The organism is Asanoa sp. NPDC049475, from assembly GCF_040676915.1.
Lineage (GTDB): Bacteria > Actinomycetota > Actinomycetes > Mycobacteriales > Micromonosporaceae > Asanoa.
Map to the genome: position 1 here is coordinate 163313 of NZ_JBFAPY010000011.1, position 25967 is coordinate 189279.

The window sequence follows — 25967 nt, forward strand, 5'->3', positions numbered from 1 at the left end:
CAAAGGCCGCCCTGGGCGTACGCCCAGGGCGGCCTTTGTCATGCCCGGCTGGTCGCCATCGGCGTCGCTGCGGTGCCCTCCCGGTCGTCGGCTTCGCGGTCCGGCGGGCGGGTCAGGTGCAATGCGGCCCAGACCACCACGACCGTCAGGCCGCCGGCCGTGGCGATCGCGGCGAGCAGGGCCAGGCCCGCGTCCGGTGCGACCGCGAGCAGCGCCATCATCAGCAGCGTCAGGCCGATGGCCAGGCAGAGGAAGCCGGACCAGTCGTCGGGTTGGTCCTCGGCGGCGCGGCGACCGGGCCAGCGGGCCAGGACGCTAGCGACCACGAAGTACACCGTCGCCACCAGCAGCAGGCTGCCGACCACGTCGCTGAACCGGTGCCAGCCCGCGATCATCGTGGCGGCGGCGATGACCGACACCCCCGAGGCTCCGGGAACCGCCGCCCACCAGCGCAGCCGCGCCGGGAGCACCAGCAGGAAGCCCAACAGCAGCGCGGCGGCCATGGCGACGTGGCCGCTCGGGAAGCTGTTGTGCGTCGACGAGCCGATGACGCCGAGCTCCGGCCGGGTGATCGCCTGCTTGGCCAGGCCGGCGGCGCCCGTCGACCCGATCACGACGACCGCGCCGGCGATGCCGGACCGCAGCCGGCCGGCCAGCACGGCCAGCACCACGATGCCGAGCACCAGCGCGCCGATGAGCAGCGGATTGCCGAACCGGCCGAGCACCCGGGCGGCGGGTCCCAAGAGGACGGTGTCCTGGGCGTAGCCACCACCGCGCTCCGACCGGGGCAGCACCCGGCCGTCGATCACCTGTCCCGTGGCGGTCCGCACGAACAGCAGCCAGGTGAGCCCGAACGCGACCATGGAAGCGGCGGCCGCCGCGAGCAGCCTGAGGGGTTGGGTTCCCAGGTTCACGCGAACCATCCTGGCGCCCGCTGTTCCGCATCCCGTCCGGAAAATGTCTTGGTTCTGTCACAAAGCGCAAGTCGGAGGTAGAGAAACAGTCCGCATCGTGCCGCTTCAGGGCAGCGGCCGTGGTGGATGTTCGCTGTGATCGTGGGATGCCCATTCCCGCGGACTCAGCGTCGGACCTGGAGTGGTTGTCGTTGGAGCAGGCCGGCGTCGTCACGTATCGGCAGGCGGTCGCCGAGCTCGGTCCAGGCGCGGTGCGGCACCGGCTCGCCTCGAACCGTTGGCGGCGGGTCTGTCTGGGTGTGCTCGTCACCCGACCCGGCCCGCTCGGTGTCGAACAGCAAGCCTGGGTCGCGGTGCTGGCGGCGGGTCCGGGCGCGCTGCTCGGGGGTCTCGCGGCGGCTACCGCGGGCGGGCTGCGTGGCAGGTGGCGACGCACCGCGATCGACGTGCTGGTGCCGGGTGACCGCAAGTCACCCGACCTGCTGCGTCGGTTGCCGGTCGACCTTCCCGCCGTCAAGGTGCACCGGACGTCGGTGCTCCCGGAGGAGGACCGGCAACGGGCGCGGCCGGATCGCACGAGCATGGCGCGGTCGGTGGTGGACGCCGCCGCGTGGGCACCGAGCGACGACGAGGCACGAGCGGTGATCGCGGCCGCGTGCCAACAGGGCCTCGTGCTGCCGGCGGAGATCATCGCAGTCACGGACCGGATGCCGCGCGCCCGACGCCGCCGGCTGGTGTCGACCACGGCGACGGACGTGGCGGGCGGTGCTGGTTCGCTGGCGGAGATCGATTTCGTGCGCCTCTGCCGCAGTCGCGGCCTTCCTCGGCCGGACCTCCAGCGCCGACGCACCGACGCGACCGGACGGACCCGTTACATGGACGCGTACTGGGAGGCGTTCGGCATCCATGTCGAGGTCGACGGCGGGCACCACACGGAGGCGAGGCAGTGGGAGTCCGACATGACCCGCCACAACGACCTCTGGATAGCCGGCGACCTTCTCCTCCGCTTCTCAGCGGCCCAGATTCGCTCAAACCCTGACAAAGTCACAACTCAACTCCTCCGCGCCCTCGTCTCACGCGGCTACACCCCGAGATCTAGGTAATCCATTGCACCCGTAGCGACAGCCGTTTACCTAGATCTGCTGGAGGTGCGGCGGGGCGGCGTGCGCCATGCCGGTGGCCAGAGGGAGTCGCGCAACGGGTGCGGGGTCCGCTGAGCTGATCTAGGGTGGTGGCGTGGGGGTCCGGACGTGGATCGAAGGGTGGCCGGTTTACCGGCAGCTCACCGGCACCGACCCGCTTGGACGCGGGCATGCCGCCCGTTCCGCGCGCACCGACGCGCTCGAGCCCCGCACCAAGACCGCTGACTCCGTCGCCAAGTCCGTCTGTCCCTACTGTGCCGTCGGGTGTGGGCAGCGGGTGTTCGTCAAGGACGGCCAGGTCACCCAGATCGAGGGTGATCCGGACAGCCCCATCTCGCGCGGCCGCCTATGCCCGAAGGGCTCGGCCAGCAAGAGCCTCGTGACCAGCGACCGCAGGATCAAGACGGTTCTCTACCGGCGGCCTTACGCGAAGGACTGGGAAGAGCTCGACCTCGACACCGCCATGGAGATGATCGCCGACCGGGTGGTCAAGGCGCGAGCCGACACCTGGGAGGACAAGGACGCTGACGGGCGTCCGCTCAACCGCACCCTGGGCATCTCGAGCCTGGGTGGCGCCACGCTGGACAACGAAGAGAACTACCTGATCAAGAAGTTGTTCACGGCGATGGGCGCGATCCAGATCGAGAACCAGGCCCGTATTTGACACTCCTCCACCGTCCCCGGTCTGGGGACCAGCTTCGGCCGTGGCGGGGCCACCGGGTTCCAGCAGGACCTGGCTAACGCCGACTGCATCATCATCCAAGGCTCGAACATGGCCGAGGCACATCCGGTCGGGTTCCAGTGGGTGATGGAGGCGAAGAAGCGCGGTGCGACGGTGATCCACGTCGACCCGCGGTTCACCCGGACAAGTGCCGTGGCCGACGAGTTCGTGCCGTTGCGGGTCGGCTCCGACATCGCGTTCCTCGGTGGGGTGATCAACTACATCCTGTCCAACGAGCTCGACTTCCGGGACTACGTGCTCGCGTACACGAACGCGGCCACGATCGTCAGCGCCGACTTCCAGGACACCGAGGACCTGGGCGGGCTGTTCTCCGGCTACAACCCCGAAACCGGCACGTACGACCCGGTCAGCTGGCAGTACCAGGGCCACGAGGAGCACGCACCGAGCCAAGGCGAGAGCCACACGCAACGGGAGACCGGCGCCGGCCTGCAGCAGGAGTCACACGGTCCGCCCGTGCCCGGAGGCACCGAGCGCGACGAGACGCTCCAGGACCCCCGCACCGTCTACCAGATCCTCAAGCGGCACTACTCCCGCTATACCCCCGAGGTGGTCGAGCGGATCTGCGGCGTCAGCCCGGAGCAGTTCCAGCGGGTCTGCGAGGCGTGGACCCGCAACTCCGGCCGCGAGCGCACGAGTGCCCTCGTCTACTCCGTCGGCTGGACCCAGCACAGCGTCGGCGTGCAGTACATCCGCACCGGCGCGATCGTCCAACTCCTGCTCGGCAACATGGGTCGCCCGGGCGGCGGCATCATGGCGCTGCGCGGGCACGCCAGCATCCAGGGCTCCACGGACATCCCGACGCTGTTCAACCTGCTGCCCGGGTACCTACCGATGCCCCACCACAAGCAGAACGAGACGTTCGACGAGTGGGTCGACGCCATAAGGCATCCGGGTCAGAAGGGCTTCTGGGCCAATGCCCGGTCGTACGCCGTGAGCCTGCTCAAGGCCTACTTCGGCGAGCACGCGACGGCCGACAACGACTGGGGCTACGGCTGGCTGCCCAGGATGACCGGCGACCACGGCACCTATCAGCAGGTGCTCAACATGATCGACGGGAAGATCCAGGGCTACTTCCTGCTCGGCCAGAACCCGGCGGTCGGCTCGGCGCACGGTCGGGCGCAGCGGCTCGGCATGGCCAACCTCGACTGGTTGGTGGTCCGCGACCTCTACATGATCGAGAGCGCGACGTTCTGGAAGGACTCGCCCGAGATCGAGACCGGCGAGATCGTCACGGAGGAGTGCCGCACCGAGGTGTTCTTCCTGCCGGCGGCGTCCCATGTGGAGAAGGAAGGCACCTTCACCCAGACCCAGCGCATGCTGCAGTGGCGCGAGAAGGCCGTCGACCCACCGCAGGACTGCCGCTCGGAGCTGTGGTTCTTCTACCACCTCGGCCGGCTGGTCCGGGAGCGCCTCGCGACGTCCACACTGGAGCGTGACGACGCCGTCAGGAACCTCGCCTGGAGCTATCCGACCAGTGGGCGGCACGACGAGCCCGACGCCGAGGCGGTGCTCAAGGAGATCAACGGGTACGACGTGGCCACCGGCGCGCCGCTGCCCGGCTTCACGTCGCTCAAGGACGACGGCTCCACCGCCTGCGGCTGCTGGATCTACAGTGGAGTGTTCGCGGACGGTGTCAACCAGGCCGCCCGGCGCAAGCCGGGCAAGGAGCAGAGCTGGGTCGCGCCCGAGTGGGGCTGGGCCTGGCCCGCCAACCGTCGCATCCTCTACAACCGCGCCTCGGCCGACCCGCAGGGCGTGCCGTGGAGCGAGCGGAAGGCGTACGTGTGGTGGGACGCCGACAAGGGCGAGTGGACCGGCCACGACGTGCCCGACTTCGAGAAGACCAAGGATCCCGCCTATCGGCCCGCGAAGGACGCGGCCGGTGTCGCCGCGCTGGCCGGGGACGACGCGTTCATCATGCAGGGCGACGGAAAGGGCTGGCTGTACGCGCCGCAGGGCCTGATCGACGGCCCGATGCCGACCCACTACGAGCCGGTCGAGTCGCCGCTGCGCAACCCCCTCTACGCGCAGCAGGCGAACCCCACCCGCAAGGTGTACGACCGGCCCGACAACCAGCTCAACCCGGCGCCGCCGGACGCGCACTCCGACGTGTTCCCCTACGTCTTCACCACCAGCCGTCTCACCGAGCACCACACCGCGGGCGGGATGAGCCGGCAGCTGGCCTACCTTTCGGAGCTTCAGCCGGCGATGTTCGTCGAGGTCTCGCCGGCGCTGGCCGAGGAGCGCGGGCTCGAGCACATGGGCTGGGCGCATGTGATCACCGGCCGGGCCGCCGTCGAGGCGCGGGTGCTGGTCACGGCCCGCCTCCGCCCGTTGCGGCTCGACGGGCGGGTCATCCACCAGATCTGGCTGCCGTACCACTGGGGCGGTTCGGGTCTGACCACCGGTGACTCGGCCAACGACCTGTTCGGCATCACCCTCGACCCCAACGTGCTGATCCAGGAGAGCAAGGTCGGCACGTGCGACATCCGACCCGGCCGCCGGCCGACCGGACCGGCCCTGCTCGACTACGTCGCCGACTACCTGCGCCGGGCCGGGCTGGACGCCTCGCACTACGCGCCTTTGGAAACACCGGGAGCGGGGGAGTCATGAACAGCCTCTACGGACCGGTCGACCCGGCACCCGACGCGGGCTACACCGACGCGCCGCCGCGGATGGGCTTCTTCACCGACACCAGCGTCTGCATCGGCTGCAAGGCCTGCGAGGTCGCCTGCAAGGAGTGGAACGCCGTCCCGGACGACGGCTTCGACCTGCTCGGCATGTCGTACGACAACACGGGTGGCCTGTCCGCCAACACCTGGCGGCACGTGGCATTCGTCGAACAGGCCGCACCGAGCCCGGCGGCCATGGACGTGCTGCGCGAGGCCGAGTCGACGGTGTCGACCCAGTTCCTCGGGATGCCGTCGACGACGCTGCCCGGCGCGACCGGCCGCGAGGGCCGCGACCTGCGCTGGCTGATGATGTCGAACGTGTGCAAGCACTGCACGCACGCCGCCTGCCTCGACGTCTGCCCGACGGGGTCGCTGTTCCGCACGGAGTACGGCACCGTCGTCGTGCAGGAGGACATCTGCAACGGCTGTGGCTACTGCGTCCCCGCGTGCCCGTACGGCGTGATCGACCGGCGGGAGGACGACGGCCGGGCCTGGAAGTGCACGCTCTGTTACGACCGGATCGGCGAGGGCATGACCCCCGCGTGCGCGCAGGCGTGCCCGACCCAGTCGATCCAATACGGCGAGCTCGACGAGCTCCGTGAGCGGGCGGCCGAGCGGGTCGAGGTGCTGCACCAGCGCGGGGTGACCGAGGCGAAGCTCTACGGCCACGACCCGAACGACGGCGTCGGCGGCGACGGCGCGTTCTTCCTGCTCCTGGACGAGCCCGAGGTGTACGGCCTGCCGCCGGATCCGGTGGTCACCACGCGCGACCTGCCGAGCATGTGGAAGCATGCTGGCGTGGCAGCGTTGAGCATGGCGGCCGCGGCGGTCGTGGCGTTTCTGGGGCGGCGGCCGTGACGAAACCTGACCGGGCCGCGCACCAGAGTGACAAGCGGGTCCGCGGCGGCAAGGGCGACCGGGTCATGGTGCCGCCCGCCGAGTTCCGGTCCTACTACGGGCGTCCGATCGTCAAGGCGCCCGTCTGGACGCACGACATCTCCGCCTACTTCTTCACCGGCGGGTTGGCGGCCGGCTCCGCCCTGCTCGCGGCCGGGGCTGACCTGACCGACCGGCCCGCGCTGCGTGCCACCGGCCGCCTCACGGCCCTGGCCGCGCTCGGTGCCAGCGCCTACTTCCTGATCGTCGACCTGGGCCGGCCGAGCCGCTTCATCAACATGCTGCGGGTGGCCAAGCCGACCTCGCCCATGTCGATGGGCACCTGGATCTTCAGCGCGTTCGGTGCGGCCGCGGGCGTGGCGGCCGCCGCCGAGGCCGCGCCCTACCTGCCCCGCCGGGGTGCGCTCGGGCTGGCCGCCCGCGCGCTGCCGACCGTCGGCCGGGCCGGCGGGCTCGCCGCCGCCGCTCTCGCGCCGGCCATGGCCACGTACACCGCGGTGCTCATCTCCGACACCGCGACGCCCGCCTGGCACGAGGCGTACCCCCGGCTGCCCTTCGTCTTCGCCGGCAGCGCGCTGGCCAGTGGCGGCGCCGCCGGCCTGATCGGTGCACCGACGGCCCAGGCCGGCCCGGCGCGGACCCTCGCGGTGGCCGGCGCCGCCATGGAGCTGACCGCCACCCACGGGGTCGAGCACCGGATGGGCCTGCTCAGCGAGCCCTACCGCACGGGCAAGGCGGGCAAGCTGCTGCGCGCCGCCCGGGTGCTGACCGCCGCCGGGGCCGTCGGTGCCCTGCTCGGCTCGCGGAGCCGCACGGTGTCGGCGCTCGCGGGAGGTGCGCTGCTCGCCGGCTCCCTGGCGACCCGCCTCGGGGTCTTCGAAGCGGGCCTGGCGTCGGCGGAGGACCCGAAGTACACCGTGGTGCCGCAACGGGAACGTCTGGGCGCCTGACCGTCGATGGGTCACGACCACCCGCCCGCGCCGCGGGCGCCCCGCCGCCTGCGGATCATCCTCGCCGCCGTCCTGGTGCCCGCCTTCGTGGCGACCGCCATCGCCACCGTGCTGCTCTGGCCGCGAGACGTGCCCAAGCCCGATCAGGCCGACCCGGTGCCGCGTTTCCACGCCACGGTCACGTCGATCGTGACGTCGCTCTGCCCGCCGACCCCGTCGGGTGAGTCGGAGCCGGGGCCGTGCGGCGCCGCCACTGTCACCCTGGACTCCGGCCCCGACAAGGGGCAGACGCGGGAGACGGAGCTGCCGTCCGGCCCGGGCGCACCCAGCGTCGAGGTCGGCGACGCGGTGATCGTCACCCCGCTGACCGACTCCGAGGACCCGACGGCCACGGTCTACACGATCGCCGACCACCAGCGCGGTTCGCCTTTGCTCTGGCTCGTGGTCGCGTTCGCGGCGGCGATCATCGCTTTCGGGCGTTGGCGGGGGCTGGCCGCGCTGGCCGGGCTCGCGGTCAGCTTCGCGGTGCTGCTCGGCTTCATCCTGCCGGCCATCCTCGGCGGCGGCCCACCGCTGCCGATCGCGGTCACCGGCGCCGCGTTGATCATGTTCGTGGTGCTCTACCTGACCCACGGCCTCACCGCCCAGACCTCGGTCGCGGTGCTCGGCACCCTGGCCAGCCTGGTGCTCGCGGGCGGCGTCGGCACGCTGGCGATCGCGTTCTCACACCTCACGGGGTACGGAGACGAGAACGCGATCACCCTCTCCCTGCTGCACGGCGACGTGGACCTGCACGGCCTGCTGCTGGCCGGCATCATCATCGGCTCGCTCGGGGTGCTCGACGACGTCACGGTCACCCAGGCGGCGACGGTCGGTGAGCTGGCCCGGGCGAACCCGTCGCTGAGCCGGCGCGAGCTCTATCGGGGCGGCACCCGCGTCGGCCGGGCGCACATCGCGTCGACGGTCAACACCATCGTCCTGGCGTACGCCGGTGCCTCCCTCCCGGTCCTGCTTCTGGTGATCGCGGGCGGGCGCGGGGTCGGCGAGGTCCTGACCGCGGAGTTCATCGCCCAGGAGATCGTGCGCAGTGTCGTCGGCACGCTGGGTCTCGTGGCCGCGGTGCCGATCACGACGGCCCTGGCCGCGTTCGTGGCGACGGCGAGCAACCGGCCGCCTCGTGCTGGTCGCCCTCCGAAGCCGCGCACCGACCGCTCGGAAGTACTGGCCGCGTTGGCCCCGGACGAGAAGGTCGACCGGTGACCGCTGTCGCTGCGGTGCTAGACCGGTCCGACCGCGACCTTCGCGCGGTGGTGCCTCGGTCGCTCGGTCTCGTCGACCACGGCGACGGCCAGATCCGCGTACGCGAAGAGGATGTCGCCCGTCGGTAGCACCTGGTTGTCGCCGCCCGTTCGGTAGGTGCCGGTGCCGTTCGCCGCGTCGTCGAGCAGGGTGGGTGGTGGCACGAGCAGGACCCAGTCGAGGTCGGCCGCTCGCAACACGTCGACCTGGGCGGCGTGGCCGAGGGAGAAGGCGCGGTGCTCGGCCGGGAAATCGGGGGTGTCGTGGACGGCCAGTCCCGGCGCGACCTCCAGCGTGGTGCCGATGCCGATCGCCACGAGGCGTGGGACGTCGGCTTCGGCCAGGCCGGCGACGAGCGCCCGTGCCGCGTCGGCGAAGAAGTCGGCCTGGTCGATCCGCGCGGCGGCGTGCACGGCGGCGTCGTGGCCCTTGCTCAGGGCGGCGACCTGTCGGGCGTCGGTCACGTCACCGCTCACGGCGGTCCCTTCGAGATCGGGATGGCGCGCGGGGTCGCGGACGACGGCGGTGACCCGGTGGCCCCGGGCGATTGCTTCGGCGACGATCCGCCGCCCGGCCCGCCCACCGGCGCCGAAGACGATGATGCTTTTCATGGCGCGGACGGTAGCCCTCGGTATGCCGGTTACCGCAACGAAACTGGCTACGGTTGCTGATGTGACCCTGGATCCGGACCTCTTCAGCGACTGCACCGCGGACCGCCCGCTGATCCGCATCGGTGACAAGTGGACGATGAAGATCATCGTGTGCCTGCGCGACGGCCCACGCCGCTTCGGCGAGCTGATCGTGCCGTTGCGTGTGACGGCGAAGGTGCTCACGGAGTCGCTGCGGGCGATGGAGCGCGACGGGCTGCTGACCCGCACCGCGTACGGGGAGAATCCACCAAGGGTCGAGTACGCGCTGACTCCGCTGGGCCGCACCCTGCTGGAACCGCTGGCGGCCATCTGCGCGTGGACCGCGGCGCACCAGCCCGAGGTGCTGCGGGCGCGCTCGGCATGACCGCGCCGACGATCGGGGTCGACATCGGGGGCACGAAGATGCTGCTGGTGGCCCGCCTTCCTGGGGGCTCGATCATGGCCTCGTCGCGGGTCCCGACCGGGCCGTCGGCTGGTCCGCGGGAGCTCGAGGAGCACCTCCGATCGTTCGCGGGTTCGCTGCCGGTAGCGGCGCGAGCCGTTGGGGTGGCGGTCCCCGGTCTCGTCGACGACGGGCGGGTCGAGATCTCCGACGTGTTGCCGCGCCTGGCCGGCTGGCGGCCTGGCGACCTGCTCGGGGTGCCGCAGATACTGGTCAACGACATCCGCGCGGCCCTGGCGCAGGTGGGCCGGACGTTGCCCGCTGACGCGACGGCCGCGGTGCTGGTAGCCGGCACGGCGATCGGAATGGCCTGGATGGCCGAAGGCCGCGTGGTCAACGGGGTCAGCGGCTGGGCGGGCGAGATCGGCAGCATCCCGGTGCCGTCACCTGGCGGCGGCGTGAGCCGGCTCGACGAGGTGGCCGGTGGCGCCGCGATCCTGACGGCGACGGGGCTCGCGCCGGCCGGGGTGCACGCGGCACTGCGGGTGGCCGACCCGCGCGTGGGTGAGGCCGTCCGTGTCGCCGGCGAGGCGTTGGGCCGAGCCATCGCGACGGTCGTGAACCTGCTGAACCCGCAGGCGGTGGTCCTGGCGGGCGGCACGCTCGAGTATGCGGGTTACGTGCGGGCGGCATTGCGGGCGGCGGAGGAGTACGCGCTGCCGCAGCTCTGGCAGGCCTGCACCGTGCGGCAGGCCGAGGACCCGGCCAACCTCGTGGTCCTGGGTGCTCTGCACCTGGCCGAGCAGGTGGGATCGAAGCACATTCCCACCGTCTCCCCATGAACCTTTCGGCTGGTCAGGCGAAGCGGGCGTGGGTGAGGGTCGCGAGACCGAGCGGGCGCAGGGCGTCGGTGCGGGACCACATCGATGCCGGGACCGCGACGTGGGCGTCGGGCTGGGTCAGCACCTTCCAGCCGTGTCGGGCGAGGAGGGCGGCCGCGTCGGCGGGTGACCACGTCGAGCGCCACGGCTCGCCCCCGGCGGCGGCTACGGCGCCCACCTGCTCCGCATAGAGGTTGCCGTCCGCGTCCCGGAGGTCAGGCGGGAGCATGTGGTCGAAGACCAGTTCCGAGCCAGGCGCGAGGGCATCCGTGAGCAGCGCGATCGTGTGATCCACCTGGTCCGGCGACAGGTACATCACCACACCGAGCCAGCTCACGAACGTCGGCCGGGAGCGGTCGAGGGCGGGCAGCGGCGCGCCGGCCGCGAGGTCGACCGCCGCGAACGTCACGTGGCTGGCGTCGACGCCGGCAGCCGACAGCGCCGCACGTTTCGCGGCCTGGGTGGCCGGGTGGTCGATCTCGACGACCGGCGTCCCGTTGAGGTCCAGCCGGTAGGCGGAGCTGTCGAACCCCGCGCCGAGCACGACGTACTGCGCGGGTCCACGATGGACAAGACTGCCCAACGCGGCCTCGGCGAAGGCGCTGCGGACCACGGTCTGCGCCCGGGCGCCGGCCAGGATCGGGTGGTCGCCGTGCAGGCGGTGGTATGCGAGCAGTTCCTCGGCCCGGTCGCCGAGCAGCGGCTCGGCCAGGTAGTCGTCGAGGATGTGGGGCGCGCTGTCGACGAGGCGGTGGGCCGCGCGGGCGGCGGCTGCGAGGAGAGCGGTTTGGCTGGTCTGCACGGACCGAAGGCTAGCCACCAACAACGGACATCATAGCACAAAAAGGAATTTGTTTCAAGACCCGTCCGGGTCGGTGGGTGCCAGGAGAGCGGCTACCTCGGAGTGTCCGAAGAACCGCGCCCAGTCGCCCGGAGTGGCGCCGAAGCGGGCGTCGCGCACCGCCTGGTCGGCGCCGCGGGCCAACAGGTCCCGGGCCAGCGCCTCGTCGCCGGTCTCCGCTGCCGCGTGCAGTGCCGTCTGCCACGGGTCGTCGCGCGGCAGGTCGGTGCGGCCGAGCGCGTCGACCGGCCAACCGGCGTCGAGCAGCAGGCCGACCGCACCGGGGCGGCCGTGGGCGGCGGCCCAGACCGCCAAGCCGGGCCGGTGGGCGCGCAGCCTCGCCACGACCGCCGGGTCGGCCGCCTCGCAGGTCGACCGGTCGGCCGCCAGGGCCGCGGCCACGAACGCGTCCGCCGGCGCGAGCTCCGGCGTCGGCACCTCGAGGGCGGCGACCAGCTCCGGGTAGCCCGACGTCAGCGCCAGCACGGCCGGGGTCGGCCCGCCATCGAACGGAGTGGTGAGGTCGACGTGGTGTGCGGCGAGCAGCCGTACCCGTGCGGTCATGCCATGCGTCACCGCCCAGTGCAGCTGGTAGCGCAGCAGTGAGCGCCCGGCGTCGCTCGAACCGAGGCCGTAGGCGAACAGCAGCTCCAGGTGGCTGTCGTCCGCGGTGAACATCCGGTTGTAGAGGGCCTGCCCGTCGTCGGGGTCGGCACCGGCGTCGAGCAGCACGCGCGCCAGTGCCGTCGCGTGCGGGTGGGGTGGCTGGCCGCGCTCGCCGCCGCCGAACGCACCGGTCAGCGCCGTGAACGGCGGGTCCAGACCGCGCCAGTGGAACCGCGCGTTCGGGTCCGCGCCGGCCGACAGCAGCAGCCGGGCCGTGGCCAGCACGGCCGCTTCGTCCAGGGCGGGATCGTGCCGGGCGAAACAGAGATAGAGCAGGGGCGGCCAGTCGTACGGTCCGCCGGCCCGATCGGCCGCGCCCGGGTCGGCGTCGAGCAGCTTCCGCAGCGAGTCCACATCGGACGCCGCTGCCGCGACGTGCGGGTCGGTGCGGGGCAGGTCCGGATGCTCGGCGAGGACCCGGGCGGCGGCCAGCGCGCGCTGCGGCGCCTCGTCGTCGTCCTCGGCGTACGAGAGGCAGGCCAGTCGCAGGTACGCGGCACCGGGCGGCTGCACCATCCCAACCTAGCCCGTCTAAGGTCGGCTGGTGACCAGCACCGCCCTTGAGTTGGTGACCGGCGCGGAGATCGCGCGGGTCGCCGACCTGATCCGTCCGTACGTCCGGGAGACTCCCGTGCTGACCGTCGACCGGGCGGACTTCGGCCTGTCGCCCGGTCCGCTCGTCCTCAAGCTGGAGTTCCTCCAGCATTCGGGCTCGTTCAAGGCACGCGGCGCGTTCGCCAACCTGCTGTTGCGCCCGGTGCCGTCGGCCGGCGTCGTCGCCGCGTCCGGAGGCAATCACGGCGCCGCCGCGGCGTACGCGGCCCGCGCTCTTGGCATCCCCGCCCACGTCTTCGTGCCGACGGTCTCCTCACCGGCCAAGATCGAACGGATTCGGGGGTACGGAGCGGAGCTTGTCGTCGAGGGCGACAGCTACAACGACGCCCTGGCGGCCAGTGAGCGCTTCCGGGCCACGTCGGGCGCGCTGCGGCTGCACGCGTTCGACGAGATCGAGACGATGCTCGGCACCGGGACGATCGCGGTCGAGGTCGCACGCCAGGTGCCCGGCCCGACCACGCTGCTGGCCGCCGTGGGCGGTGGCGGCCTGCTCGCCGGTCTGGTCGCCGGCCACCCGGGACCGGTGTACGGGGTCGAGCCGACCGGCGCGCCGACACTGCGGGAGGCGCTGGACGCGGGGGCACCGGTCGACGCGCCGGTGGGCAGCGTGGCGATCGACTCGCTGGCGCCGCTCCGGATCGGCGTCAACACGTACCCGGTGATCGCCGCTGGTGTCCGGGATGTCCTGTTGGTCTCGGACGACGAGATCCGCGCCGCCCAGCGGGCCCTGTGGGAGACCCTGCGGGTGGTGGTGGAGCCCGGCGGCGCGACGGCGTTCGCGGCCCTGCTCAGCGGCCGTTATGCGCCGGGACCCGACGAGGTGCCGGTGTTCGTCCTGAGCGGCGCCAACACCACGGCGGTTGATCTCTAGCTCGCCGGGCGAAGCGGCGGCCTGATCGTTGAACCTTCCGCCGCTCCACCGGTACTCATCACCATGAGCGCCAAACTGGTCCACCGCGCGTCAGCGCACCTCCAGCGCCACTCCGTCGGCTCGGGCTGGCACGAGCTCGCCGACCACCGGATAGCCCGGCAGTTCGCCCGCCACCAGGAGGCCGCCCGAGGTCTGGGCGTCGGCGAGCAGGAGGAGCTCGTCTTCCGAGATCGATCCTGGGTCCAGGTGCGGGCGCACCCAGTCGAGGTTGCGCTTCGTGCCACCACTGACATAGCCGGCGGCCAGGGCGTCGCGGGCGCCGGCCAGATACGGCACGGCGGCCGCGTCGATGCGGGCCGTGACACGGCTGGCTCGGGCCAGCTTGTGCAGGTGGCCGAGCAGCCCGAAGCCGGTCACGTCGGTGGCACAGACGGCGCCGGCCTTCAGCGCCGCCGCAGACGCGTCGCGGTTGAGGGTGGTCATTGCCGTCACCGCCTCGGGGAAGACCTCGCCGGTCTGCTTGTGGCGGCTGTTGAGCACCCCGACGCCGAGCGGCTTGGTCAGCGTGAGCGGCATGCCGGCCGCGCCGCGGTCGTTGCGCAGCAGCTTCGCCGGGTCGGCGATGCCTGTCACCGCCATGCCATATTTCGGCTCCGGGTCGTCGACGCTGTGGCCACCGGCGACGTGGCAACCGGCCTCGCGGGCGACGTCGAGACCGCCCGCCAGCGCATGGGCGGCGAGTTCCATCGGGAGCACGTCGCGGGGCCAGCCGAGCAGGTTGACGGCTACGAGGGGGGTGCCGCCCATCGCATACACATCGGATAGCGCGTTGGCCGCCGCGACGCGGCCCCAGTCGTAGGCGTCGTCCAGCACCGGCGTGAAGAAGTCGGCGGTGGCGACCACGGCGGTGTCGCCGTTGATTCGCACGACCGCGGCGTCGTCGCCGTCGTCGAGGCCGACCATCAGCTCGCCTGGGCCGTCCGGGGGAGTGCCACCGACCAGGCCGGCGACGACCGTCTCCAGCTCGCCGGGCGGGATCTTGCAGGCACAGCCACCGCCGTGCGCGTACTGGGTCAGCCGGTAGGTCATGCGTCAATCCTGCCCCGGCGGTGGCAGAGTTGCGGGGTGCACGTCGTCGCCACGGCGGGTCACGTCGACCACGGCAAGTCGACGCTGGTCCGCGCGCTCACCGGGATGGAACCCGACCGCTGGGCCGAGGAGCGGCGGCGGGGGATGACGATCGACCTCGGGTACGCGTGGACCGACCTGCCGTCCGGCGCCACGCTCGCGTTCGTCGACGTGCCCGGCCACGAGCGGTTCGTGCCGAACATGCTGGCCGGCGTCGGCCCGGTCCCGGCCGCGATGCTGGTGGTCGGTGCCGACGAGGGCTGGATGCCGCAGTCCGCGGAGCACCTGGCGGCGCTCGACGCGCTCGGCGTCACCCGCGGCCTGCTCGTGGTCACCCGGGTCGACCTCGCCGACCCCGAGCCGGCGCGCCGCCAGGCCGCCGCCGAGATCGCGAAGACCTCGCTCGGCGCGGTCGAGTCGGTCGCGGTCAGCGGCGCGACCGGCGCCGGGCTCGACGACCTGCGGGCCGCGCTGGACCGCCTGGTCGCCGCGCTGCCGCCGGCCGACCCGCACGCGCCCGTGCGGCTGTGGGTCGACCGCGCCTTCACCATCCAGGGCAGCGGCACGGTCGTCACGGGCACGCTCGGCGCCGGCACCCTGCGGGCCGGCGACACGCTCGCCCTCGGCGAGCGGCACGTGCGGGTCAAGGGCCTGCACTCCCTGGGCCGCCCGGCCGACCGGGTGCCGGCGGTGGCCCGGGTGGCGGTCAACCTGCGCAACGTGCCCAAGGACGCCGTCGGTCGCGGCGACGCACTGCTCACGGTCGACGCGTTCCGCCACACGGACCTGCTCGACGTGCGGGTCCACGGCGACCCGGTAGCCGACCTGCCGGCCGCCCTGGTGCTCCACGTCGGTTCGGCGGCGGTCGCCGCCACGGTCCGCCCGCTGGGCAAGGACACGGCGCGCCTGCGCCTAGGACGATCGTTGCCGCTGCGGATCGGCGACCGCGCCCTGCTCCGCGACCCGGGCCGCCACCACGTCGCGGGCGGCGTCACGGTGCTCGACCCACTGCCACCCACACTCCGGCGCAGAGGAGCGGCGGCGGCCCGATCCACCGAACTGATGACCATGGACGGCCGCCCGAACGCAGCCAGCGAACTCCGCCGCCGCGGCCTACTCACCGGAGCCGCGCTACGCATGCTGGGCGTCCCGCTGCCGCCAGCACCGGCACCCACCGAACAGCACGCGACAGAGCTGGTAGGCCCGGTTGTCGGTGACTGGTACGTCGACCCGGCGCTCTGGGAGCGGCTGGGAGCCAGCCTGATCGAGGCGGTCGATCGGCACGCGGCCGCCCACCCCCTCGAACCCGGCATGCCGGTGGAAGCTCTTCGCCGCGCGCTCGGCCTACCTGACCGCGCCCTCGTAGAAGCCCTGGTCAAAACCCCGCTGGTCACGCGCGACGGCCGGGTTGCGCGGCCCGGTAACCCCGGGCTGCCAGAACCGATCCAGACGGCGCTCGACCAGCTCGCCGCCGACCTAGCCGAAAGGCCGTTCCACGCACCCGAAGCCGACAGGCTGCGGGCGGTCGGACTCGGCCCACGCGAGCTGGCCGCCTCGGTCCGCGCCGGCGCCCTCGTGAAGATCGCCGACGGCATCGTGCTGCCGCCGCAGTCGGTGGAGCAGGCCGTCGAGGTGCTGCGCGGGATAGCCCAACCGTTCACCCTCAGCGCCGCCCGTCAGGCGCTCGGCACCACCCGCCGGGTTGCCGTGCCCCTGCTCGAGCTCCTTGACCGTCGTGGCGCGACGGTTCGCGACGCCGATGACCGGCGGTCGGTGACGTGACGGTCCGCCGGCCGAAAGCGGCCGGCGGACCCTCGTCCCGGGGGTGGAGACGGGTCAGAAGACGACCAGGGGGTCGCCGAAGAAGTCGGCGATGAAGTTCACGAAGAAGAAGCCGAAGAACAGGACGTTGATGACCAGCAGCACATAGTGCCACGGTCGTGGCCGGGCCGCCCTCGGCAGCCGGGCGTTGAGGTAGATGAGCATGAACGGGTAGATCAGCGCGCCGAAGTTCGACATGTTCGCCGACCACTGGACGAGGTTGACCGGCACCGCCAGGTGCAGGACCACCCCGATCACGACCAGCAGCAGCAACATGAACGGGTAGTAGAACCGCCGCGGGTCACCCTCCAGCAGGCGGCGCAGCCGCGGGCTGGTGGCGTGGGCCGCGTCCGTGGTCACCCGCACCATGCCCTCGAAGATGCCGAGCTGGGTGCTGAACAGCACCAGGACCCCGAGCACCAGAGCCAGGTAGAACATCCAGCGGCCGTACTCGGCGTCGAGCGCTGAGGCGACGAACGTCGGCACCGAGGCGGCCGTCGGTCGCTCGCCGGAGAGGTTGACGGCGTGCGCCATCAGGATGGTCGGCAGCAGCATGCCGAGCATCGCGCCGATGAAGAAGACGCCCCACATGTCCGTGAGCAGCAGCCGGTACCAGCGCTTCCAGCGGGCGGTGTTGGCCGCGTCGTCGGGGAACGTGACGCCGCTCGCCAGCATCTCCTTGCGGTCGCCGCGCAGGCCGGAGATGTAGCCCGTGCGGAAACCCATTCCGTAACCCTTGTCGCGGTAGTGGCCCATGACGTACCAGTTGAGGCCGGACGCCAGCGCGGTGAAGCCGGCCAGGCCGCCGAGCTGGGTCGCGGTAATGCCTGAGGGCGGGGCCGCCGGGGTGAAGAAACCGCGAATGCCCTCCCACCACAGGTCGAACGGCACCACGAACAGGTCGATCAGCAGCAGGCCGACCAGGATCGCGCCGACCATCACCCAGTTGGCCAGCTCCAACGCGCGGCTGATCCGCTTGGCCGCGACCGTGATCAAGAAGACCAGCAGCAGCAGGCCGATCGCCCACAGTCGTGGCTCCTCGGCTCCCGAGGGTGCGACGGCGCCGTGCACGAGCGCGTACACGCCCTGCCCGGCCGCGGCCGCCCAGCCGCCCGCGATGAAGGAGAAGATCACCACGAACACCGACAGTGGCACCCAGAGCTTGAAGCCGGGCGGCACCCGGCCCCAGCCGACGACCGGCGCCTCACCGGTTGCCAGCACGTAGCGCGAGCACTCCACGTTGTAGAAGGTCTGCAGCACGGCGGAGACCAGGATCACCCAGCCCACGCCGACGAAGCCGTACTGGCCGACGGCCTGCGGGCCGAGCAGCCATTCGCCACTGCCTATCGAGATGCCGAGCGCGATCAGGCTCGGCCCCACGGCGTACTGGAAAAGCTCGCGGGGTCCGATCCGCCGGACCCCGAACACCTCCTCGGGATCGGGCAGGTCGGCGACGGCCAGCGGCGGCCGGCTCACGCCGAGCGGCCTGGTGTCGTCAGATGAGGGACGGACGTCGAACGCTTGGTCCATGGCGCCTCCTCGCGTGGAAGAGCCCCCGGGCAGAGATCCATAGTCGTATATGAATGGCGGTCAAAGCAACAGGCGCCGCGCGGGCGTAAGGTCAAGGGGATGGACGGGCGTGAACTGGTCGAGCGGCTCCGCCGGGTGGTCGGCGACCGTTGGCTGCTGCTCGACGACCATGACCTGCGCACCTACGAGTCCGACGGCCTCCTCCAATATCAGCAGGTCCCGCGCCTGGCGGTGCTCCCCGGCACCGCCGAGGAGGTGCGCGCGTGTGTCGCCGTCTGCGCGGAGGAGAACGTCCCCTGGGTGGCCCGCGGCGCCGGCTCCGGCCTGTCCGGCGGCGCGCTGCCGGTCAAGGACGGCGTGCTGATCGTGCTGTCCCGGCTCACCCGCATCCTCGAGGTCGACCTCGACAACGGCCGCGTCTGCGTCGAGCCCGGCGTCACCAACGCGTCCGTCTCCGCCGCGGTCGCGCCGGACTTCTTCTACCCGCCCGACCCGTCCAGCCAGATCGTCTGCACGATCGGTGGCAACGTCGCGGAGAACTCGGGCGGCGCGCACTGCTTCAAGTACGGCTTCACCACCAACTACGTGACCGGGCTCGAGGTGGTGCTGCCCGACGGCGAGCTGGTCACCATCGGGGGCAAGGAGCTCGACACTCCCGGGTACGACCTGCTCGGCGCGTTCGTCGGCTCCGAGGGCACGCTCGGCGTGGCGACGAAGATCTGGTTGCGGGTGGTGCCCGTGCCGGAGGCGACCCGCACGCTGGTCGCGTTCTTCGACTCGACGCGACAGGCGGGGGAGGCGGTCTCGGCGATCGTGCAGGCCGGCATCGTGCCCGGGGCGATCGAGATGATGGACGCCACCACGATCAAGGCGACCGAGGCGATGGCGCACGCCGGCTACCCGGTCGGCCGGGGCGCGGCGCTGCTGGTCGAGCTCGACGGCGCCGAGGCCGAGTGCGACGCCCAGTTCACGCAGGTCACCGAGATCTGCGCGGCACAGGGCTCCGACGACGTGCGGGTCAGCCGCGACGAGGCCGAGCGCCAGCTGTTCTGGAAGACCCGCAAAGCCGCGTTCCCCGCGATGGGCCGGATCTCGCCCAACTACTTCGTGCAGGACGGCGTCGTGCCGCGCACCACCCTGCCGGACGTGCTGGTCCGCATCGACGAGCTGGCCGCCGAATACGGCCTGACGGTGGCCAACGTCTTCCACGCCGGCGACGGCAACCTGCACCCGCTGGTCTGCTTCGACGCCGGCGTGGACGGGCAGGCCGCGCGGGCGGAGGAGCTGGCCGGCCGGATCCTCGACGTGTGCCTGGAGGCCGGCGGCTCGATCACCGGGGAGCACGGCGTCGGCGTCGACAAGCGCAAGCACATGGCCAAGATGTTCGCCGAGGACGACCTGGCCGCGTTCCAACGCCTGCGCTGCGCCTTCGACCCCGACGGCCGCGCCAACCCGGGCAAGGTGATGCCGACACCCCGGCTCTGCGGCGAGGTGCCAGGCGTCTACCGGCAGCACCCGCTCGAAGCGGCTGGAATCGCGGAGCGATTCTGAGATGGCGCAGCCTGGAGGTCCGATGCCCGCGGAGCGGGCCATGACGACGCCGAGCAGCCTCGACGAAGCCGCGGCCACGATCAAAGAGCTTTCGAGCCAGGGCGCCACGATACGCCCGGCGGGCAACGACAGTCGCAAGGAGTGGAGCGGGGAGGACGCGGCCGGCACCGTCACCGTCCATACCGGAGGGTTGAGCCGGATCGTCGCCCACAACCCCGGCGACTTCACCGCCATCGTCGAGGCGGGCGTACCGCTGGCCGACCTGCAGCGGCAGCTGGCCCGTGAGGGTCAGTGGCTGGCGCTCGACCCGCCGGACCGGGGCGGCACCGTCGGCGGCCTGGTCGCCACCGCCGACTCGGGTCCGGCGCGCCATCGCTACGGCGGAGTCCGCGACCTGGTCATCGGCATCACGGTGGTGCTCTCGGACGGCTCGGTCGCCCGCTCGGGCGGCACGGTCATCAAGAACGTCGCCGGGTACGACCTGGGCAAGCTGTTCGCCGGCTCCTACGGCACGCTCGGCCTCGTCACCCAGGTCGCCCTCCGCCTGCACCCGCTGCCGGCAGGCACCGCTACCCTGGTCGCTCGCACCGACGACCCGGCCGCGCTCACCACAGCGGTGCTGACGATGTCCCGGCACCCCCTCGAAGCGATGTCCCTCGACGCGTCCTGGCGCGCGAAGTCCGGCCGGGTGCTGGTCCGCTTCGGCGGGGTCACCGCGGCCGAACGGGCCGCCCATGCGGCGAAGCTCCTCCAGCCCGTGGACACCGACGTCGTGCTCGACGACGAGTCGATCTGGGCCGCGCAACGAGCCGCCCAACGTGGTGAGGCCGTGGTCAAGGTCTCCGCGCTGCCGACCGACCTCCCCACCGTGATCGCCGCGGCCGGCGACGCCACCGTCGTCTCCCGTGCCGCCCTCGGCGTCTCCTGGCTGTCCTTCCCGCCCGGCGAAGACCTGAGAGAACGGGTCGAGGCCACCCGGGAAGCCCTGCGACCACGGAAGGCAGCGGTGCTCGACGGCGCCGGACTGGTCGACGAGCCCTGGCCCGCGCCGGACCAGGGCACCCTGGCCCTGATGCGCCGGGTGAAGGCCCGCTTCGACCCGGCCGGCACGTTCCGCCCCGGCACGTACGTGGGAGGCATCTGATGACCGACACCGCCTGGGACGAGCGCCGCCCGCCGGACCCGGAGCTCATCAAAGACTGCGTCCACTGTGGTTTCTGCCTGCCCACCTGCCCGAGCTACGCGGTGTTCGAGAACGAGATGGACTCGCCGCGCGGCCGGATCCTGCTGATGCGGGTCGGCCACGAGGACCCGCTCTCGTCGTCCATGGTGGAGCACTTCGACCGCTGCCTCGGCTGCATGGCCTGCGTGACCGCGTGCCCGTCCGGAGTCCAGTACGACCGGCTCATCGAACAGGTCCGCCCGCAGCTCGAGCGCAGCCCGCTGCGCTCGCGCAAGGAGCGCCTGCATCGGGCCGCCATCTTCGCGCTGTTCACCCACCCCGGGCGGCTGCGCGCGATGGTGCCGGCGATCGCCGCCCAGAGCCGAATGGGGCTCGCGAGGATGTTCGGTGACCGCGCCCTGCGTACCCGGATCGGCGCGATGTTGTCCCTCGCACCCAAGGTGCCGGTCCGGGCGGCCACCCAGCGCCTCGCGGTGGTGACCCAGGCCAGCAAGACCGTCGAACCCCGCGGTCGGGTGGCCTTCATGCAGGGCTGCATCCAGCGCGTGCTCTACGGCGACGTCAACGCGGCCACCGTGCGCGTGCTCGCCGCCGAGGGCTGGGAGGTGCACGCGCCCCGCAAGCCGCGCTGCTGCGGCGCGCTGCAGCTGCACTCGGGCCTGGAACCCGAGTCGCTCGCGCTGGCCCGGCAGACGATCGCCGCCTACGAGGGCTTCGACGCGATCGCGGTCAACGTGGCCGGCTGCGGCTCGGCGATGAAGGACTACGGCCACCTGCTGGCCGACGACCCGGCGTGGGCGGCGCGGGCGGAGGCGTTCTCCGCCAAGGTGCGCGACGTGCACGAACTGCTCGACGCCCACCCGGCCCAGGCCGCCCGGCACCCGGTCGCACTGAAGTTGGCGTACCACGACGCCTGTCACCTGGCGCACGCGCAGGGTGTGCGGATCCCGCCGCGGGCGCTGCTGCGCGGCATACCCGGCATCACCCTGGTCGAGCCGAGGGAATGGGAGCTGTGCTGCGGCTCGGCCGGCGTCTACAACCTGCTCCAGCCGGACGCGGCGGCGAAGTTGGGCAAGCGCAAGGCCGACAACCTGGCCGCCACCGGCGCCGACGCGATCGCGGCCGCCAACCCGGGCTGTGCGTTGCAGATCACCGCCCATCTCGGGCGCGACCGGGCTGTTCCGATCTACCATCCGATGACCCTGTTGGACGCATCCATCCGAGGAGTCGCGCCATGACGCTGCGCGCAGTCGACCACCCCGACCTGAGCGAGCGCGGCCGCGCCGAGATCCTCTCCTCCGAGGCGCTCGCGTTCCTCGGTGACCTGCACGAGCGGTTCGACGGCCGCCGCCGCGAGCTGGTGGCCGCCCGCCGTGAACGGGCCGCGCCGTCCGACTTCCTGCCCGAGACCGCCGACGTGCGCGGCGGCGACTGGCGGGTGGTGCCGCCGCGGCCGGACTACGCCGACCGCCGGGTCGAGATCACCGGTCCGACCGACCGCAAGCTGGTGATCAACGCGCTCAACTCGGGTGCCAAGGGCTTCATGGCCGACTTCGAGGACGCCAACAGCCCGACCTGGAGCAACCAGGTCGAGGGACAGGCCAACCTCATGGACGCGGTACGCGGCACGATCACCTACGACTCGTCCGACGGCCGGCACTACGCTCTGCGGGAGCAGACCGCCACGCTGCTGGTGCGGCCGCGCGGCTGGCACCTGCCGGAGAAGCACCTGCTCGCGGAGGACGGCAGGACGGCGTCCGGCTCGCTCGTCGACTTCGGGCTCTTCGCGTTCCACAACGCGCAGGCGCTGCTCGACCGGGGCAAGGCGCCCTACCTCTACCTGCCCAAGATGGAGCACCACCTCGAGGCCCGGCTGTGGAACGAAGTGTTCGTGTTCACGCAGGAGGCGCTCGGCCTGCCGCACGGCACCTTCCGCGCCACCGTGCTGATCGAGACGCTGCCGGCCGCGTTCCAGATGGAGGAGATCCTCTTCGAGCTGCGCGACCACTCGTACGGGCTGAACGCCGGCCGCTGGGACTACATCTTCTCGATGATCAAGTCCTATCGGGACAACCCCGCCTTCGTCCTTCCCGACCGCCTCTCGGTGACGATGACGGCGCCGTTCATGCGCGCGTACACGGAGCTGCTCGTCGCCACCTGTCACCGCCGCGGCGCCTTCGCGATGGGCGGCATGGCGGCGCTGATCCCGTCGCGCACCGACGCGGCGGCCAACGAGCGGGCGATCGACGCCGTGCGGGCCGACAAGCGGCGCGAGGCGGGCGCGGGGTTCGACGGCACGTGGGTCGCCCACCCCGACCTCGTGCCGGTCGCGACCGCGGAGTTCGACGCCGTGCTGGGGGAGCGCGCGAACCAGATCGACCGGCAGCGCGACGACGTCGCGACCAAGGCGGGCGACCTGCTCGACGCGGCCGCGACGCCGGGTGCGATCACCGAGGCCGGGCTGCGCAACGACGTCAGCGTCGGCTTCCGCTACATCTCGTTCTGGCTCTCGGGCCGCGGCGCGGCCGGCATCAACAACATGATGGAGGACGCGGCCACCGCCGAGATCGCCCGGAGCCAGCTCTGGCAGTGGATCCGGCACGGCGTCACCCTCGACGACGGCCGGCAGGTCACCCGGGAGCTGGTCGCCCAGGTCCTCGACGAGGAGATGGCGGCGATCCGCGCCGAGGTCGGCGACGACGTCTGGCACAAGGGCCGGCCCGAGGAGACAAAGGCCGTCTTCACGGCGGTCACGCTGGGCGAGACGATGCCGGACTTCCTGACCATCGACGCATACGAGATTCTCTAGTGTTTGCCGCACAGTCCTGATCGGGTATCAGGCCACACCCGCGCAGCGCGGGAACAGCGGACCTGGGAGGAACTGTGCGCACCACGGGAATCGGTGGGTTGATAGTCGTGATCTGGCTGATCATCGGCGCGATCGCGGCAGGACAGCGCGGCTACTTCAGCAACGACGACACGAACTGCGCCGAGGCCAGCAACACCGTCGTGACGATCATCGCGGGCCCGCTCAACTACTTCGGCGTCAACCCAAAGGTCGACTGCGACCTTCCGCAGCCGTCGAAGTAGCCGCCGCCTCGGCCCAGCGGATCGTCGGGCGCGTCCAGTCCGGTCCGACGGTCACGCCGCGCAGGTAGGTGTCGACCAGGTGCGCCTCGTCGCACAGGCGCACGGGATCGACGCGGCCCGACGACCGTCTCCGGTCGTAGAGCCGGCCGAGCACGAGCACGTCTAGCTCGTCGGCGGGCACGGCCCGGCTGCACCGGCAGATGTACCGCCGGAGACCTCGGATCGTCTCGGCGGTCATGTCGGCGCCACAGGTGCCGCAAAGGACAAGGCCATTCAAGAGCCCGCGGGCGACCGCGGGCTCTTGCGCGTTTTCGGTTCCCATTGGCCACCAGGTTATTCACCTGGTGTTCATCGTCACAGTAGGACGCCGCACGGGTGCCACTCCGGCGTCCGATCGCGTCCGCACGGCCCATCGCGTACGCCGATCAAACGATCCCGATCGGGTGTCTGACCAGGCGCAACTTGCACTTCGCGAATGCCGGGCGCGACTTGCTCAGTTGCCGGCGGGCGGTTCCGTCGGCTCGTTCGTAGCCGGCGGGGTGGGCGGCTGCGTCGTCGGCGGATCCTGGGTCGGCTCGTCGTCGTCCGGGGACTTGGTGGCACTCGCGGGGGGCTTGGTGGTCGCCGGCGGGTTGTTGTTGCGCGGAGAGGTGGTGTTGCGCGGTCGCGTCGTCGTGACGTCGCTGGGCCTGCTGGTCACCGTCGGGTCGACGACGCTCGGCTCGATCGACGCCTCGGCGGGCTGTGTCGGTGCCGGACCGCCGTCCTTCGTCTTGTCGCCCATGTTGGCCAGCGCGATCGCCATGACCACCGCGGCCACGCCGATCAGCGCGGTCGCGATGATGCTGGCCCGTTGGGTCGCGCTGAGCCGCTTGCGCCGGCCGGGCGGTGGCCCGCCGGGGCCGGGTGCGCCGACGAGCCCCGCGGGCGCGGGGCCGACGCCCGTCCGGCTGCCGGTCGTCCGGGGGTCGCTGCCGGCGAACGTGTCACCGGGTCCGCGGCCGACCGGGGCGGCACCGGACGCGTAGCCCGGTCGTGGGCGGGTCGTCGCCGGGCCGCCGGCGAGCAGCGCCGTCGCGCCCGCGCGGGTCAGCGCCGTCGCGGTGTCGGAGCTCCGCGTGCCGATCGCGGCCTCGGCGATCTGCGCCATCGCCGCGGCGTTCTTGAACCGGTCGTCGGGATCCTTGGCCATCGCGGTCGCAATCACCGTGCGCACGGCCTGCGGCACGTCGTCGGGCAGCGGTGGCGGTTCCTCGTCCAGGTGGGACAGTGCGATGGTCAGCGCGTTGTCGCCCATGAAGGGCGGGTGCCCGGACAGGCAGTGGTACGCCACCGCGCCGAGCGCGTAGATGTCGGTGGCCGGGGTGATCGCCCGCTTGGCGACCTGCTCCGGTGCCATATAGAGCGCGGTGCCGACGAGCTCGTTGACGCCGGTCAGCTCGGCCGCCTCGGCCGAGCGCGCGACGCCGAAGTCGACCAGCACGACCTGGCCGTCGGGGCGCACGATCAGGTTGCCGGGCTTGACGTCCCGGTGCACGACGCCGGCGTCGTGCGCGGCCTGCAGGGCGTGCGCGGTCTGGGCCACGATGGCCATCGTCTCGGCGGGGCTGAGCCGCCCGGCCGCCTTGATCCGCTGTGCGAGGGACTCTCCGTCGACGAAGCCCATGACGAGGTAGACGACGGTCTTGTCGTCGGGGTCGGTGTCCTCACCGAAGTCGTAGACGTCGACCACGCCCGGGTGGCGGAGGGTGGCCATGGTGCGTGCCTCGCCCCGGAAGCGGGCGCTGAATCCGGGGTCGCCGACGGCGCGGGGATGCAGGACCTTGACCGCGACGGTGCGGCCGAGCACCTCGTCGCTGGCACGCCAGACCTCACCCATACCGCCACTGGCGATGGGCTCTGCCAGCCGGTAGCGCCCGCCAAGCGCGTCTCCGGGATTGAGCATCATGCCTCCGTACCCCGTGTTGCGAGGTGTTAGGCCCCGCCAGGGCAAGCCTGTGCCCTCCCCCCGCGCAACCTTAGCGGCCCTGGCCCAGTGGACGCGGGGCGCGGGGGTCCGTCCGAACGGACAGCGTCCCCTGTCCGGGCGGTGTCACGATCGATGTCCGATCCGTGACTGCCGTCACGTCAGCGTCCGACTAG

Annotated in this window: 22 protein-coding genes; 14 read left to right on the forward strand and 8 right to left on the reverse strand. The window is 72.0% G+C overall.

The window, feature by feature from the left end; genetic code table 11:
• Positions 1 to 38: 38 nt before the first annotated feature.
• Entirely contained in the window at positions 39 to 914 is an 876-nt protein-coding gene (locus AB0J88_RS36030; RefSeq protein WP_364354896.1) for a phosphatase PAP2 family protein, read from the reverse strand.
• 146 nt (positions 915 to 1060) lie between these two features.
• Here AB0J88_RS36030 and AB0J88_RS36035 point away from each other — a divergent pair, with 146 nt between their 5' ends.
• The 5 genes from AB0J88_RS36035 to AB0J88_RS36055 all read left to right on the forward strand — a co-directional run bounded on the left by AB0J88_RS36035 (position 1061) and on the right by AB0J88_RS36055 (position 8577).
• Entirely contained in the window at positions 1061 to 2017 is a 957-nt protein-coding gene (locus tag AB0J88_RS36035) for a DUF559 domain-containing protein (protein WP_364354893.1), read from the forward strand.
• A gap of 133 nt (positions 2018 to 2150) precedes the next feature.
• A complete protein-coding gene (fdh, locus tag AB0J88_RS36040; RefSeq protein ID WP_364354890.1) occupies positions 2151 to 5411 on the forward strand; it encodes a formate dehydrogenase in 3261 nt (1086 codons plus the stop codon).
• On the forward strand, positions 5408 to 6328 hold the full coding sequence (locus AB0J88_RS36045; RefSeq protein ID WP_364354887.1) for a 4Fe-4S dicluster domain-containing protein: 921 nt from the start codon (positions 5408 to 5410) through the stop codon (positions 6326 to 6328). The genes fdh and AB0J88_RS36045 overlap by 4 nt, the downstream gene beginning before the upstream one ends.
• Before the next feature lie 65 nt (positions 6329 to 6393).
• Positions 6394 to 7317 carry an NrfD/PsrC family molybdoenzyme membrane anchor subunit gene (gene nrfD / locus AB0J88_RS36050; RefSeq protein WP_364355325.1) on the forward strand — a complete coding sequence of 308 codons (924 nt, stop codon included), beginning with the start codon at positions 6394 to 6396 and terminating at the stop codon, positions 7315 to 7317.
• Between the two features lie 6 nt (positions 7318 to 7323).
• The gene (locus AB0J88_RS36055; protein WP_364354884.1) at positions 7324 to 8577 is read left to right on the forward strand and encodes a YibE/F family protein; all 1254 of its coding nucleotides are present in this window, start codon (positions 7324 to 7326) and stop codon (positions 8575 to 8577) included.
• 17 nt (positions 8578 to 8594) lie between these two features.
• Here AB0J88_RS36055 and AB0J88_RS36060 read toward each other — a convergent pair whose 3' ends face one another.
• Positions 8595 to 9227 (reverse strand): NAD(P)H-binding protein, encoded by a 633-nt coding sequence (locus AB0J88_RS36060; protein ID WP_364354881.1) that lies wholly within the window; start codon positions 9225 to 9227, stop codon positions 8595 to 8597.
• Between the two features lie 61 nt (positions 9228 to 9288).
• Between AB0J88_RS36060 and AB0J88_RS36065 the strand changes: the two genes are divergently transcribed.
• On the forward strand, positions 9289 to 9630 hold the full coding sequence (locus AB0J88_RS36065) for a helix-turn-helix domain-containing protein (RefSeq protein ID WP_364354878.1): 342 nt from the start codon (positions 9289 to 9291) through the stop codon (positions 9628 to 9630).
• Positions 9627 to 10490, forward strand: coding sequence for an ROK family protein (locus AB0J88_RS36070; protein ID WP_364354875.1), 864 nt, complete (start codon positions 9627 to 9629; stop codon positions 10488 to 10490). Before AB0J88_RS36065 ends, AB0J88_RS36070 begins: the two co-directional genes overlap by 4 nt.
• A gap of 13 nt (positions 10491 to 10503) precedes the next feature.
• Here the strand turns inward: AB0J88_RS36070 and AB0J88_RS36075 are convergent, their stop codons facing one another.
• Complete coding sequence (locus AB0J88_RS36075; RefSeq protein ID WP_364354872.1) at positions 10504 to 11331, reverse strand: SAM-dependent methyltransferase; 828 nt, start codon at positions 11329 to 11331, stop codon at positions 10504 to 10506.
• 54 nt (positions 11332 to 11385) lie between these two features.
• Entirely contained in the window at positions 11386 to 12552 is a 1167-nt protein-coding gene (locus tag AB0J88_RS36080; protein WP_364354869.1) for an ankyrin repeat domain-containing protein, read from the reverse strand.
• 28 nt (positions 12553 to 12580) lie between these two features.
• On the opposite strand from AB0J88_RS36080, the gene AB0J88_RS36085 reads away from it, so the two are divergent.
• Positions 12581 to 13522: a serine/threonine dehydratase gene (locus tag AB0J88_RS36085; protein ID WP_364354866.1), complete on the forward strand. Its 942-nt coding sequence runs from the start codon at positions 12581 to 12583 to the stop codon at positions 13520 to 13522.
• A 90-nt stretch (positions 13523 to 13612) separates the two neighbouring features.
• Here AB0J88_RS36085 and selD read toward each other — a convergent pair whose 3' ends face one another.
• Positions 13613 to 14611, reverse strand: coding sequence for a selenide, water dikinase SelD (selD, locus tag AB0J88_RS36090; RefSeq protein ID WP_364354863.1), 999 nt, complete (start codon positions 14609 to 14611; stop codon positions 13613 to 13615).
• A 36-nt stretch (positions 14612 to 14647) separates the two neighbouring features.
• Here selD and selB point away from each other — a divergent pair, with 36 nt between their 5' ends.
• A complete protein-coding gene (selB, locus tag AB0J88_RS36095; RefSeq protein WP_364354860.1) occupies positions 14648 to 16432 on the forward strand; it encodes a selenocysteine-specific translation elongation factor in 1785 nt (594 codons plus the stop codon).
• Positions 16433 to 16486: 54 nt separating this feature from the next.
• Here selB and AB0J88_RS36100 read toward each other — a convergent pair whose 3' ends face one another.
• A complete protein-coding gene (locus AB0J88_RS36100) occupies positions 16487 to 18001 on the reverse strand; it encodes an Nramp family divalent metal transporter (RefSeq protein WP_364354857.1) in 1515 nt (504 codons plus the stop codon).
• A gap of 99 nt (positions 18002 to 18100) precedes the next feature.
• Here AB0J88_RS36100 and AB0J88_RS36105 point away from each other — a divergent pair, with 99 nt between their 5' ends.
• The 5 genes from AB0J88_RS36105 (at position 18101) to AB0J88_RS36125 (ending at position 23825) form a co-directional block, all read left to right on the forward strand.
• The gene (locus AB0J88_RS36105) at positions 18101 to 19552 is read left to right on the forward strand and encodes an FAD-linked oxidase C-terminal domain-containing protein (protein ID WP_364354854.1); all 1452 of its coding nucleotides are present in this window, start codon (positions 18101 to 18103) and stop codon (positions 19550 to 19552) included.
• Positions 19553 to 19592: 40 nt separating this feature from the next.
• The gene (locus AB0J88_RS36110; RefSeq protein ID WP_364354851.1) at positions 19593 to 20696 is read left to right on the forward strand and encodes an FAD-binding oxidoreductase; all 1104 of its coding nucleotides are present in this window, start codon (positions 19593 to 19595) and stop codon (positions 20694 to 20696) included.
• Positions 20696 to 21973 (forward strand): heterodisulfide reductase-related iron-sulfur binding cluster, encoded by a 1278-nt coding sequence (locus AB0J88_RS36115; RefSeq protein ID WP_364354848.1) that lies wholly within the window; start codon positions 20696 to 20698, stop codon positions 21971 to 21973. Before AB0J88_RS36110 ends, AB0J88_RS36115 begins: the two co-directional genes overlap by 1 nt.
• Positions 21970 to 23544, forward strand: a complete 1575-nt coding sequence (gene aceB / locus AB0J88_RS36120; RefSeq protein ID WP_364354845.1) for a malate synthase A — start codon at positions 21970 to 21972, stop codon at positions 23542 to 23544. The genes AB0J88_RS36115 and aceB overlap by 4 nt, the downstream gene beginning before the upstream one ends.
• A gap of 74 nt (positions 23545 to 23618) precedes the next feature.
• Positions 23619 to 23825 carry a hypothetical protein gene (locus tag AB0J88_RS36125; protein WP_364354842.1) on the forward strand — a complete coding sequence of 69 codons (207 nt, stop codon included), beginning with the start codon at positions 23619 to 23621 and terminating at the stop codon, positions 23823 to 23825.
• Here the strand turns inward: AB0J88_RS36125 and AB0J88_RS36130 are convergent.
• Complete coding sequence (locus tag AB0J88_RS36130; RefSeq protein ID WP_364354839.1) at positions 23782 to 24063, reverse strand: hypothetical protein; 282 nt, start codon at positions 24061 to 24063, stop codon at positions 23782 to 23784. The two genes, AB0J88_RS36125 and AB0J88_RS36130, sit on opposite strands and share 44 nt — an antisense overlap.
• 255 nt (positions 24064 to 24318) lie before the next feature.
• A complete protein-coding gene (locus tag AB0J88_RS36135; protein WP_364354836.1) occupies positions 24319 to 25773 on the reverse strand; it encodes a serine/threonine-protein kinase in 1455 nt (484 codons plus the stop codon).
• Positions 25774 to 25967 lie beyond the last annotated feature (194 nt).